At 66.0% G+C, this 12,736-nt stretch carries 12 protein-coding genes; 8 read left to right on the top strand and 4 right to left on the bottom strand.

The features are described from left to right. Window positions 1–197: 197 nt before the first annotated feature. Together AC5O77_RS11350 and upp are read right to left on the bottom strand one after the other, a co-directional pair. Window positions 198–491, bottom strand: coding sequence for a PsiF family protein (locus AC5O77_RS11350; protein ID WP_107432886.1), 294 nt, complete (start codon window positions 489–491; stop codon window positions 198–200). 146 nt (window positions 492–637) lie between these two features. After that, on the bottom strand, window positions 638–1,270 hold the full coding sequence (gene upp, locus AC5O77_RS11355; RefSeq protein WP_005409099.1) for a uracil phosphoribosyltransferase: 633 nt from the start codon (window positions 1,268–1,270) through the stop codon (window positions 638–640). Window positions 1,271–1,486: 216 nt separating this feature from the next. On the opposite strand from upp, the gene AC5O77_RS11360 reads away from it, so the two are divergent. From AC5O77_RS11360 to AC5O77_RS11375, 4 genes are read left to right on the top strand one after another with little or no spacing between them, the layout of a single operon-like run. Then, the gene (locus AC5O77_RS11360) at window positions 1,487–4,000 is read left to right on the top strand and encodes a TonB-dependent receptor (RefSeq protein WP_494506874.1); all 2,514 of its coding nucleotides are present in this window, start codon (window positions 1,487–1,489) and stop codon (window positions 3,998–4,000) included. Next, on the top strand, window positions 4,000–5,115 hold the full coding sequence (locus tag AC5O77_RS11365) for a phytase (protein ID WP_494506820.1): 1,116 nt from the start codon (window positions 4,000–4,002) through the stop codon (window positions 5,113–5,115). The genes AC5O77_RS11360 and AC5O77_RS11365 overlap by 1 nt, the downstream gene beginning before the upstream one ends. Before the next feature lie 14 nt (window positions 5,116–5,129). Then, window positions 5,130–6,479, top strand: a complete 1,350-nt coding sequence (locus AC5O77_RS11370) for a purple acid phosphatase family protein (RefSeq protein WP_478057122.1) — start codon at window positions 5,130–5,132, stop codon at window positions 6,477–6,479. A gap of 10 nt (window positions 6,480–6,489) precedes the next feature. Beyond that, window positions 6,490–7,104, top strand: a complete 615-nt coding sequence (locus AC5O77_RS11375; protein WP_478057036.1) for an inorganic diphosphatase — start codon at window positions 6,490–6,492, stop codon at window positions 7,102–7,104. Window positions 7,105–7,123: 19 nt separating this feature from the next. Here the strand turns inward: AC5O77_RS11375 and AC5O77_RS11380 are convergent, their stop codons facing one another. Continuing rightward, window positions 7,124–7,708, bottom strand: coding sequence for a hypothetical protein (locus AC5O77_RS11380; RefSeq protein WP_494506821.1), 585 nt, complete (start codon window positions 7,706–7,708; stop codon window positions 7,124–7,126). Between the two features lie 109 nt (window positions 7,709–7,817). On the opposite strand from AC5O77_RS11380, the gene AC5O77_RS11385 reads away from it, so the two are divergent. Together AC5O77_RS11385 and AC5O77_RS11390 are read left to right on the top strand one after the other, a co-directional pair. After that, complete coding sequence (locus AC5O77_RS11385; protein ID WP_478057034.1) at window positions 7,818–9,233, top strand: cryptochrome/photolyase family protein; 1,416 nt, start codon at window positions 7,818–7,820, stop codon at window positions 9,231–9,233. 139 nt (window positions 9,234–9,372) lie between these two features. Further along, window positions 9,373–10,068 carry a YiaD family glycine zipper/OmpA-like lipoprotein gene (locus AC5O77_RS11390; protein WP_008267948.1) on the top strand — a complete coding sequence of 232 codons (696 nt, stop codon included), beginning with the start codon at window positions 9,373–9,375 and terminating at the stop codon, window positions 10,066–10,068. A gap of 468 nt (window positions 10,069–10,536) precedes the next feature. On the opposite strand, the gene AC5O77_RS11395 is transcribed toward AC5O77_RS11390, so the two are convergent. Next, window positions 10,537–11,568: a LysR family transcriptional regulator gene (locus AC5O77_RS11395; RefSeq protein ID WP_005409107.1), complete on the bottom strand. Its 1,032-nt coding sequence runs from the start codon at window positions 11,566–11,568 to the stop codon at window positions 10,537–10,539. Window positions 11,569–11,715: 147 nt separating this feature from the next. On the opposite strand from AC5O77_RS11395, the gene AC5O77_RS11400 reads away from it, so the two are divergent. Then, window positions 11,716–11,943, top strand: coding sequence for a hypothetical protein (locus AC5O77_RS11400; protein WP_032128321.1), 228 nt, complete (start codon window positions 11,716–11,718; stop codon window positions 11,941–11,943). Next, window positions 11,940–12,710, top strand: a complete 771-nt coding sequence (locus AC5O77_RS11405; RefSeq protein WP_049400332.1) for an SDR family NAD(P)-dependent oxidoreductase — start codon at window positions 11,940–11,942, stop codon at window positions 12,708–12,710. Before AC5O77_RS11400 ends, AC5O77_RS11405 begins: the two co-directional genes overlap by 4 nt. The last annotated feature ends 26 nt before the right edge of the window (window positions 12,711–12,736 follow it).

Here is a 12,736-nt window from a genome sequence, read left to right on the forward strand (position 1 = left end):
ATCCGGCGTCGCCAGCCTCTTCCTGGAGCACCGTCCCCGGCCAACAACTCCGAGGACGGTGAAGATCTCCAAAACCCGTTATCCCGTCGATCGCAAGGCTGCACCGCTTAAGTGAACAGCATTACGGGCAATGCCCGGCCTTCGTGTGCGGGTAGATCCACGCCATGCGTGGATGGCGTTCTACCCGGACGTGATTGCTACGAGGCCTTCAGGCAGCTGCTCATGAAGGTCTTGCGCGCATCACCGGCCAGCTTTTTGGCGCCCGCGTCAGCGTTGCACTTGCGCATGCGTTCCTGCTGCGTATTGACCGGCTTGGCGTCGGCGGCGTGGCCGCTGAGGCAGGAGCTCTGCGCGGTCTTGTAGGCGTCGCCCTTGAGCCCCTTGTTCTTGGCCGAGCAGTCGGCCATGCGCTGCTGCTGCGGAGTGGTGGCATTGGCAGCCAGGGGCAGGCCGACCAGCAGGACGGCGGCCAGCAGGAAAGAGGCTTTCATCGGGAGCTCCAAGGGTGGCGGGTGCGCGGAGCATTCGCTTCCCGGCGCCAAGAGCACGTGAAGAATCGCAACGCGGCCGCGATGGCCTGCGCTGTTGGGGTCAGACCCCTTTCGCGGCGAAAGGGCTCTGACCCCGGTTCTTCGGATCAGCCGACGCGGGTACCGAAGATGCGGTCACCGGCATCGCCCAGGCCCGGCAGGATGTAGCCCTTGTCGTTGAGCTGGGCATCGATGGCCGCGGTGTAGATCTCCACGTCCGGGTGCACGGCCTTGACCGCCTCGATGCCTTCCGGCGCGGCCACCAGGAAGATGCCCTTGATGCGGCGGGCACCGGCCCGCTTGAGCATGTCGATGGTGGCGATCAGGGTGCCGCCGGTGGCCAGCATCGGGTCCAGGATCAGCGCGTCGCGCTCTTCCAGGCGGCCGGTGAGACGCTCGAAGTAGGGCACCGGCTGCAGGGTTTCCTCATCGCGCTGCAGGCCGACCACGCTGACACGGGCCGCCGGGATCAGCGACAGCACGCCGCTGAGCATGCCCAGGCCGGCGCGCAGGATCGGCACCACGGTGATCTTGGCGCCCGCAATGCGCTGCACGGTGACCGGGCCGGCCCAGCCGGGCAGGGTGTGCGGCTCGGTGTCCAGGTCGGCGGTGGCCTCGTAGGCCAGCAGCGTACCCAGCTCGTTGGCCAGTTCGCGGAAATCCTTGGTGCTGAGCGCAGCGTTGCGCATCAGGCCGATCTTGTGCTGCACCAGCGGGTGGCGCACTTCGACGATCTTCATGGTCGGAAGGGGGGAGAAGGAGAGAGGGCGCCATTTTGCCGGATTGGCGGGCCGAACCCAAACCTGGCCTGGAGCGTCCTTACATGAAATGTGCAGGCGCATGTCACGGCCATGCAACCTTGCGGACATACCGTGCAGACCCATTCTTAACAGGAATGGGGATTCCCAGTGCATATCAAGACTCCGTTGGCCGTTGCCATCACCCTGACCCTGGCGATGGGGGCCGCAGCCCCGCTGCAGGCGGCCGGGCAGCAGGCGGTAGCCGCCACCGGCGCCGTGGCCGCTGATGCGGTCGACCTGGACCGCATCGAAGTGCGCGCCCAGCTCGAATCGCAGATCCGCGCGGTCGACCTCAAGCGCAGCAGCGACGCCATCGAGGATGCGGTGTCCTCCGATGCCCTGGGTCAGTACCCGGACAAGAACGTGGCCGAGTCGCTGCAGCGCCTGCCGGGCATCAGCGTGACCCGCGACCAGGGCGAGGGGCGCTTCGTGGTCATCCGCGGTCTGGACGCCAACCTCAACAGCGTCAGCGTGGATGGCATCGCCATCGGTACGCCGGAGGATTCCAGCCGCGCCGCACCGCTGGACGTGATCCCGTCCGACTCCACCGAGCGCCTGCGCGTGGTCAAGTCGCCGACCCCGGACATGCCCGGTGATGCCATCGGCGGCGCCGTGCTGGTGGAATCGGCCTCGGCCTTCGACCGTGACGGTCGCAGCCTGCGTGGCAAGATCGAAGGCAGCCACCAGCAGTTGTCCGGCGAGACCAGCCCCAAGGCCGCCTTCAACTACAGCGAGGTGTTCAACGACACCTTCGGTGTGGCGCTGGGCGTGAACTACCAGAAGCGCAGGTTCGAGTCGGACAACACCGAAGTGGAGTATGACGGCAAGGACGATGCCGTCCCCGGCGATGTCACCGCGATCAACCTGCAGCACCGCAAGTACGAGATCGAGCGCAAGCGCATCGGTGCCAACCTCAACCTCGACTGGCGCCCGAATGAAGACAGCAAGTACTACCTGCGCACGCTGTACAGCCAGTTCGACGATGCGGAGACCCGCCAGCGCGTGATCTTCAACTTCGACGACGCGAAGATGGTCAAGACCGGCACCGACCAGTACCGCCTGGATGGAATGCCGAAAGATTCCATCGACAAGCGCATGCGCTACCGCACCAAGAAGGAGAACACCTTCGCGGCCAGTCTCGGTGGCGAGAACAAGCTGACCAACGCCGTGGTCGATTACCGGATCGGCTACAGCCGTACCGAAGAGCGCGTGAACGACGAGATGGAGGCGCGCTTCAAGCTCAACGGCAAGGCCTTCAACGGCACCCTGGACCAAAGCAGCCGCCTGCCCAGCTACAGTTTCGACAACCCGCAGTGGCTGGACAACAGCAACTACGCGTTCGACCGCTTCGTGCTCTCACCCAAGCAGGTCAACGACAAGGAGCACAGCGCGCAGGTCAACGTGCGCTTCGACGGCGACAGCAGCAGCATCAAGTTCGGCCTGCTGGGTCGCTGGCGCGACCGTGACGTGAATGTGGACGAGCGCGAACTGCGTGTCGGCCCGAAGGTGGCGCTGTCGAGCTGGAGCACCTCCTCGCCGGAGCACCGCCACGGCAACCTCGGTGACGGCATGGATTCGGCCGCGATGCGTGCCTTCTGGGCGGCCAATGGCGGCCAGTACAGCGCCCGTCCCCAGGATGCCGGTGGCAACGCGATGACATCGCTGGAAGAGGACTACGTGGCCAGCGAAGACATCTTCGCCAGCTATGCGATGGGCACCTGGGACGTGGGCGCGCTGCGCATCATCGGCGGTGTGCGCGTGGAAAACACCCAGTTCAAGGCGGTCGGCAATCAGGTGGACGTGGCCTCCAACGGCCGCAGCTTCACCGTCACCCCGAGGGTGGCCAACAGCAGCTACACGAACGTGCTGCCGGGCCTGCACCTGCGCTACGACGCGGCCGATGACTGGGTGCTGCGCGCCTCGGCCAACAAGACCGTATCGCGCCCGTCCTTCGGTGACATCTCGCCGCGCGTGGGCTACAGCCGCGGCGACGAGGAAGTGCGCCTGGGTAATCCGGAACTGGATCCGTACGAGTCGAAGAACATCGACCTGTCGGTGGAGAAGTACATCGGCAGCACCGGTATCGTTTCACTTGGCCTGTTCCACAAGTCGATCGATGGCTACATCGTGCAAACGGTGCGGACCAATGATCCCGCTTATGGCGGCTTTGACGTGACCCAGCCGATCAATGGCCGCAAGGCCACCGTGCGCGGTGCGGAATTCAACTGGCAGCAGCAGCTGGCCTTCCTGCCGGACGGCCTGGATGGCCTGCTGGTCGGTGCCAGTGGCACCTGGCTGGATACCAAGTTCGATGCCGGCATCAAGGACCGTGCAGGCGAGGACTTCACACTGCCGCGCGCCTCCAAGCATGTCTACAGCGCACACATCGGCTATGAAAAGTACGGTGTGAGTACACGCCTGGCGGCGGTATACCGCAGCGAGTACCTGGACAGCATCGGCAAGGGCCGGGCGTTCGACATCTACGTTGCACCGAACACCCAGCTCGATTTCTCGCTGGACTACAAGTTCACCCCGCGGGTGAGCATGTATTTCGAAGCACAGAACCTGCTGGACAAGCCGCTTGAGCTGTACCAGGGCACGCGCTCGCGCACCCTGCAGATGGAAGAATACGGTCGTACCTACGCGCTCGGCCTGAAGGTGGCACTGTGATGGGGCGTGGCATCAACGTCCTGGCGGTCGCGCTCGCGGCGACCCTGGCCGCCGGCTGCACGCCGGCGACCGGCAACGATCCGGCCGCGGCCCCTACGGCAGCGAAAGCCGGGGGCGCGCGCACGGTGACCACCATCGCCGAAGCCTTCCTGTCACCGATGACCCCGGCCGACAACATCGACTCGCCGGCGGCCTGGCGCGCGCCGGACGGCGCGCTGTGGCTGATCGCCACCGCCAAGGCCACCGACAAGCTGGTGGTCTACGACGGCAGCACCGGCCAGCACCTGCGTGACGTCGGCAGCAGCGGCTCCGCACCGGGGCAGTTCGACCGCCCAAACGGCATCGCGGTAATCGACGACCTGCTGTGGATCGTGGAGCGCGACAATCACCGCGTGCAGGTGCTGAGCCTGCCGGACTTCGCGCCGCTGGCGACGTTCGCTGCGGACGACCTGCGCAAGCCGTATGGGCTGTGGGTCGACCGCCGTGCCGATGGCTACAGCGTCTACGTCACCGACTCCTGGGACAACGGCGAGGATGCGCAGGGGCGTGACATCCTGCCGCCGCTGGCCGAGCTGGACAAGCGCGTGCGCCAGTACCACGTGACCCGCGACGGTGCGAAGGTCGAGGCGAAGCTGGTGGCCAGCATCGGTGACACCAGCGAAGCCGGTGCGCTGCGCGTGGTCGAGTCGATCTGGGGCGACCCGGAGAATGATCGCCTGCTGATCGCCGAAGAGGATGAAAGCTACGCCAGCGAGTTCAAGGTCTACACCCTTGCTGGACGCTTCACCGGCACCACATTCGGTCGCGACGTGTTCAAGGCGCAGGCCGAAGGTGTGACCCTGCGTACCTGCGGCAAGGACGGCTGGTGGATCACCACCGAACAGGGCAAGCAGCGCAGCGTGTTCCATCTGTTCGACCGGCACACGCTGAAGCCGGTGGGCGCGTTCCAGGGGAATACCGTGGCCAACACCGACGGCATCTGGATGATGCAGCAACCCAGTGCGCGCTTCCCGCACGGCGCACTGTATGCAGTGCATGACGACCGGGGCGTGGTGGCGTTCGACTGGGAGAGCATCGCCAAGCAGTTGGCATTGCCGCTGGAGTGTGGCGCATGAGCCGGCAGTGCGTGATGCGCACGCTGGCGTTGGGCCTGCTGCTGGCACTGCCGTCGCTGTCGTTCGCAGCGGCCGAACCCAACACCCAGGTGCCAGCGGGCAGCCGCCACTACGCAGCGACGCCGGTGCCGGATCGCATCGTCGCCTCGCCGGCGGTGGATCCCAGCCACGGTTTCGCCGTGGCCTGGCGTACTGACGGCAGCGTGCAGGCACCGCTGCTCGAGATTGCCCTCGCCGGGGATTCGCCGGCGATCGAGGGCATCCGCCAGGTGCGCGCAACGACCCGCGCGCTGCAGACCGAGAACGGGCTGTCGCATCATCATCGCGCGGACATCAGCGGCCTGCAGCCGGATACCCAGTACGTCTACCGCGTGCAGGGCAACGGCAGTTGGAGCGCCTGGAACCAGTTGCGCACGCTGGCCGCGGCCGATCAGCCGCTGACCCTGCTGTACTTCGGTGATACCCAGAACAAGAACGTCAGCCATGTCAGCCGTGTAGTGCGCGCCGCGCAGAAGGCCGCACCGCAGGCACGCATGAGCCTGTTCGCCGGTGACCTGGTCAGCGGCGGCGACAACATGGATGACAGCGAATGGGGCGAGTGGTTTGCTGCCACCGGCTGGCTGGCGCAGGAAACGCTGTTGGCCCCGGCGATCGGCAACCACGAGTACTTCGAGGAATTCGAGGATACCCCGCAGGAGCGGCGCGTGCTGGGCAAGCATTGGCCGGTCACCTTCGCGCTGCCGGGCAACGGCGCCACCGCCGCGCAGCAGACCAGCTACTGGTTCGATGCGCAGGGTGTACGCGTGGCGGTGGTCGATGGCACCTCGGCACTCGACCTGGGTACCGCCAAGGCGCAGGCACAGTGGCTGGACAAGGTTCTGACCGGCAACCCGCAGCCGTGGACCATCGTGCTGCTGCACCAGCCGTTCTACTCACCCCGCGAAGGCCGCGAGAACGCTGCGCTGCGTGACGTGCTGCTGCCGGTGGTACGCCGCCACAACGTCGACCTGGTGCTGCAGGGCCACGATCACACCTATGGCCGTCGCGGTGAAGGGCAGGCCGCCACGCCGCAGTACGTGGTGACCGTGGCCGGGCCGAAGCAGTACCGCCTTTCCGACGAAGCCCGCAGGACGATGGATCCGGTGGCCGAGGACACCCAGTTGTTCCAGGTGTTGAACATCGACCCGCAGCACCTGCGCTATGAAGCACGCACGGTGACCGGCCGTCTCTACGATGCCTTCGAACTGCGCCGTGATGCCAAGGGTGGCAAGCAGCGCACGGAGCTGACCGAAGGTCGCATCAGGCCACGCGACTGCCCGCGTGCACAGACCGCCAAGGGTCGTGCCGACCGCTGCTGGGAGTGAGAAGACGCATATGATCACGCCCCGGCGCATCCTTCCGCTCGCCGCCATCGGTGCCGCCCTGCTGTTGCTGGCCAGTGCGGTGACCGCTGCCGATACCGTACTGCATCCGTTCCTGGTGGCCCAGCCGAAGCAGGCCCCACAGGAGGTGAATCTGGCGGTGGAGATTCCGGCCGGCAGCTTCACCAAGTACGAGATCAAGGAAGACGGCCTGGTCCATGTGGACCGCTTCCAGTCGATGCCGGTCGCCTATCCGGCCAACTACGGCTCGATGCCGCGCACTCTGGCCGGCGACAACGATCCGCTGGACGCGCTGGTGCTGACCCGTGAACCGCTGCATCCGGGCGTGATCGTGCGCTTCCGGCCGATCGGTTACCTGAAGATGATCGATGGCGGCGAGCACGACGAGAAGATCATCGGCGTGCCCACCGACAAGGTCGACCCGACCTACGCCAGCATCCGCGACCTGAAGGATCTGCCGGAGGTCGAGCGTCAGCGCATCGAGGCGTTCTTCCGGGTCTACAAGGACCTGCCGGCGGGACGCAACCCGGTGCAGCTCAATGGCTGGGGCAACGCCGCCGAGGCGCGGGTACTGATCAGCGAAGCGATGAAGCGCTTCGAAAAGTAGATCCACGCCATGCGTGGATTCAGTCCAGCAACGTCTCGATGAACGACTCGGCCTGCAGGCGGTCGCCCAGTACCCGGGCCACCGCCTGTACGGCTGCCTCCTGGTGTTCAGGACGGATACCGCCATCGTCATCGTCGTTGTAGAGGTCGTCGCCTGCATCGAGGTACACCGTGCCTGCAGCAGCCAGAGCCGCCATCAAGGTCGGCACATCGGTAGTGACCTCGCCGGCATCCAGCAGGCCCGCACCGTGGTGACTGAACAGCACACGGCCGTCATCCAGGTCGAGGATGAACGGATCGGCGCCGCGATCGGTAATCACCAGCCAGTTCGATGGCCAGTTGTCGATCGGATCGCCGCTGATGCCATGCCAGCGATAGCCGGCCTGGTGACTCCACACGCGTCGCAGCGGCGGTATCCAGACATCGAGGCCCGGAATGGTGATTCCGGAGTTGCCCACCTTCGCATTGATCTCATGACCCAGCGGTCCCACCTGCGCGTAGAAGCGCGCCAGCACCGGAGGTAACGGGAACGGTCCCTGCCAGTCACCTTCGTACTGGGCCCGCAGCAGCCCGAAGCGGGCGAATGAGGCGTACAGATCATCCATGGCGGGGTCCAACGAGGAGCGGCCCAGCAGCCTAGCAGACGGCGTCTGCGTGCAGCGCCTTCACCGCCGCTGGCTATCATGTCCGCCTTCAACAACGAAGGCGGTGTCTGTGTCGGTAGCGTTGGTATGGTTCCGCCGTGATCTGCGGCTGCAGGACAATCCGGCCCTGCAGGCCGCGCTGGATGCCGGTCACGACGTGGTGCCGATCTACATCCATGCGCCCCACGAAGAGGGTGAGTGGGTGCCGGGTGCCGCCTCCGATGCGTGGCGCCACCGTTCACTGGCCGCGTTGGACGCCGACCTGCGCGTGCGCGGTTCGTCGCTGGTGCTGCGCAGTGGTGACAGCCTGCCGGCCCTGCAGTTGCTGATCGAGCAGACCGGCGCCGGGGCGGTGTACTGGAACCGCAAGTACGAACCGGCCACCCAGCCACGCGACGCCACCATCAAGCGCACGTTGCGCGAGCAGGGCATCGACGCACAGAGTTGCAATGGCAGCCTGCTGTTCGAGCCGTGGGATATCGCCACCCAGCAGGGTCAGCCGTACAAGGTATTCACGCCGTACTGGCGCAATGTACTCAGTCATTGGCGCCTGCCCGCGCTGCAGGCCGCACCGGAAGCATTGGCGACGCACGCGGTCGACAGCCTGGCATTGGATGATCTCCAGTTGGCACCGACGCTGGACTGGGATACCGGCTTCTGGGAGCACTGGCAGCCGGGTGAAGCCGGTGCGCTGGAAGCGCTGTCCGTGTTCGAGGACGGTGCGCTGCGCGGCTACCGCGAGCAGCGTGACCTGCCAGATCGCGTGGGCACCTCGCGGATGTCGCCGCACCTGCATTTCGGCGAGATCGCACCGTGGCGCATTGCCCATGTGCTGGAAGGCCTGCGCAGTGCCGGTACCGACGCCGACATCGACAGCTATCTGCGCCAGCTGGGCTGGCGTGACTTCGCCTACCACCTGCTGCATCACTTCCCGAAGACGCCGACCGACAACCTCAACCCGCGTTTCAATCGCTTCCCGTGGGCCACACCGAGTGCCGCGCAGCTGCACGACTGGCAGCGCGGCAACACCGGCGTGCCGATCGTCGATGCAGGCCTGCGCGAGCTGTGGCACACCGGCTACATGCACAACCGGGTGCGGATGATCGTGGCCAGTTACCTGTGCAAGCACCTGCGCGCGCACTGGCTGCATGGCGCGCGCTGGTTCTGGGACACCCTGGTCGATGCCGACCTGGCCAACAACACGATGGGCTGGCAGTGGGTGGCCGGGACCGGTGCCGATGCCGCGCCCTACTTCCGTGTGTTCAACCCGGTCACCCAGGCCGAGAAGTTCGACCCCCAGGCCCGCTACATCAGCCGCTGGTTGCCCGAACTGGCCGCGCTGCCGGTGAAGGCGCGCTTCGCGCCTTGGCAGCATCCGCTGCTGCTGGCCGCGCATGCCCCGGGCTATCCGCGTACGCCGCTGGTGGACCTGGCCGCGGGCCGCGACGCCGCATTGGCGGCTTACCGCCAGTCGGGGGCGGGGTAAAGTGCGGGCTGAGCGATCCGGTCAGTTAGCTGAACGCGGCCCTGTCGGTGTGCCCGATCATCATTCCGGCATCGCATCGGGCTGTTTATTCTCTTTGCGCCCGCAGGCCGCCGGCCGACCGGAAACCAAGGAGAACCTCATGATCCGCAACACCACCCGCAACGTCGCACTGGCCCTGATGAGTGCGGCCGTCCTGTCGGCCTGCGCCACCGGCGGCTCCTACGTACAGAGTGACCAGTACGGAAACCCGACCGAGCAGCAGAACCGCACCGGCCGCAACGCGCTGATCGGCACCGCCATCGGCGTAGCCGCCGGCCTGCTGACCGGTGACAGCGCCACGGAGCGTCGTCAGCATGCGCTGATCGGCGCCGGTATCGGCGCGCTCAGCGGCGCCGCGGTCGGCCAGTACCAGGATCGCCAGGAACGCGCACTGCGCGAGCGCACTGCCAACACCGGCATTGATGTGCAGCGGCAGGGCGACAACATCATGCTGAACCTGCCGGACGGCATCACCTTCGACTTCGGCAAGGCGACCCTGAAGCCGCAGTTCTACGGCTCGCTCAATGGCGTGGCAGGCACCCTGCGCGACTACAACCAGACCATGATCGAAGTGGTCGGCCATACCGACAGCATCGGCAGTGACGCGGTCAACAACCGCCTTTCGAAGGAACGTGCCGACTCGGTCGCGCAGTACCTGATCGGCCAGGGCGTGCAGAGCGTGCGCATCGAAACCCTGGGCGCCGGCAAGTCGTACCCGATTGCCGACAACAGCACCGATGCCGGCCGCGCCAAGAACCGCCGCGTCGAAATCCGCGTGATTCCCCTGAAGCAGTAACGCGTAGCGTTACGGTTCCGGCGTAGCCGGAACGAAAATGCCGCCCTTGCAGGCGGCATTTTCTGTAGGTGCCGAGCTTGCTCGGCACACCGATAGCGCTTCCGGTCGCGGCTTCTCCGAACGGCGCCGACCAAGGTCGGCATCTACCGAAAGCCAGGCAGCCGGAACGAAAATGCCGCCCTTGCAGGCGGCATTTTCTGTAGGTGCCGAGCTTGCTCGGCACACCGATAGCGCTCCCGGTCGCGGTTTCTCCGAACGACGCCGACCAAGGTCGGCATCTACCGAAAGCTACGCTGCCGGAACGAGAATGCCGCCCTTGCAGGCGGCATTTTCTGTAGGTGCCGAGCTTGCTCGGCACACCGATAGCGCCCGTAGAGTCGAGCTTGCTCGACTGAAGCGCAAGAGCAGTCGAGCAAGCTCGACTCTACGGAATGCCGGTAGATCCACGCCATGCGTGGATGCTTCCGGTCATGCGGCCGAAGCGGCCACCTTCTCCAGGATCCGCTTGCCGCTGCTTTCCAGCGCCGCGTCTTCCTTTTCCTTCTGCTGCTGCGCCAGCTTCGCGCCCGGGCACTGCGCCAGCATGTAATTGGCGTCGAAGTTGAGCTTCTCGACCAGGAAGTCGACGAATGCACGCACCTTCGGCGAGACCAGGCGGCCACCGGCGAACACGGCGTTGAAGTCCACTTCCGGCCCGGTCCAGCCAGCCAGCACGCGGCGCACCATGCCCGACTCGACGAACGGCTTGGCCATCACATCGCCGGTCAGCAGCAGGCCTTCGCCGCACACCAATGCACCATTCAACGCAGACATGTCGTTGGCGGTCATCAGCGGGGTGACCGGGAAGTCACGCAGCTCGCCGCCGTTCTCGCCCAGCTGCCAGGTGAAGCGCGGCGAGTTGCCGGTGTGGTACGGCTTGCGCATCGCCAGGATGCGATGGAACTGCAGCTCTTCCGGGTGCAGCGGCTCACCATAGCGTTCGATGTAGGCCGGGCTGGCGAACACCTGCGTGCGCAGGCTGCCCAGCTTGCGTGCCACCAGGTTGGAATCGGGCAGGGCACCCACGCGCAGGGCCAGGTCCGCCTCACCTGCAATCAGGTCCAGCTTCTCGTTGCCCATGTGCATGTCCAGCCGGATCTCCGGGTACTGCGCATGGAACTGGCCCAGCAGCGGTGCAATCCAGGTGATGCCGATCGAGTAGGGCACGGTGAAGCGCAGCCAGCCGCGCGGACCGGACTGCAGCTGGCTCACCGCGCTCTCGGCTTCTTCCAGCTCGCGCGCGATGCGCTGGCAATGTTCGTGGTAGATCGAACCCGCTTCGGTCAGGCCGAGGCGGCGGGTGGTCCGGTGCAGCAGGCGCGCACCGAGGCGCGTTTCCAGCTCCTGCACTTTGCGGCTGACCGTGGTCTTGGGCAGGCCGAGCGATTTCGCAGCGGCAATGAAACTGCCTTGCTCGACCACTTTGACGAAGATCAGCGTCTCGTTGAGATCGTGGGACATGGTCTGGGATCCTGGACGTCGGGGATGGGACAATCGTGACAGAACGATTGGACCGGGAGCGGGATGATTATTCCCCTTAATCAGGACTAATCAAGTAAAGGTTTGAGGTCTATCGTGGCGCCATTCGTTATTTGGAGCCCGTCCGCCATGAGCCTGCGCAACATTCTTGCCCGTCTCCGGAACGCCGGCCAGAGCACCCTGGACCTGGCAATGACCGTTGAAGTCCGCCCGAGTTCCTTGGTACACAAGGACTTCCGTGAGTTTACCGCGCCGATGCGTCAGCAGCGTGGCGGTGCCATCCGCCTGGCCCCGCACAAGGGCGACCGGCTGCGTCGAATCGGGACTATCCCGGATTTGGGAGGAAATGTCCCGTGAATGGGATGCTGACGCCCGAAGTCCTGGTCCTCGGCGGCACCGGTGCCGTCGGCCAGGGCGTGGTTGGCGCACTGCTGGAAGCCGGCAGCCCGGTGCTGGTAGTCGGTCGCGACCCGGGCCGGCTGGCGGCGCTGCATGAGCAGTTCGCCGATGAGCCGGGCCTGGAGACGCTGCTGGGTTCGCTCAGCGATGACGGCTCGGCGCGCGCACTGGCCGAACGCATCGCGCATCGCCCGCGTCCGCTGGCGGCAGTGATCGCCGCAATGGGCGGCCCTTACCGTCGCGGCCGGGTGACTGACCGCAACGGCGATGAACTGCTGGGCGCGATGCAGGCCGATCTGATGCCGCACGTGCACGCAGTGCGTCATCTGCTGCCGCTGCTGCAGGACAACGTGCATGCGCGCCGCTACGTGATGATCGGCAGCCCGGCCAATGCCAAGCCATGGGCGGGCTACGGCGAAACCTCGATCACCACTGCGGCGCTGCGCATGTACGCGCAGGTGGTGCACCAGGAAGCCCAGGCATTGGGCGTGCGCGCGCAGATGCTGGAAGTCTGCAGCCCGGTGTGTACGCCGGCCAACGCGGCCAATGCCTGCATCGAGTGGCCCAGCTCACTGCTGGTCGGCCGTCGCGTGGTCTCCCTGCTTGATGGCTGCCGCGACAACCGCGCCATCGTCCGCTGCGACAGCAGTGATGCCGAACTGCCGCGCGGCCTGCTGCACCTGGACGTTCCTCCCCTGTGGCGCGATACCGCAGGCGTCGCTTGACCTCGACCATGGTTGAGGTCGCAGGA

The sequence above is a fragment of the Stenotrophomonas sp. INTA L402-1 genome (assembly GCF_059295135.1).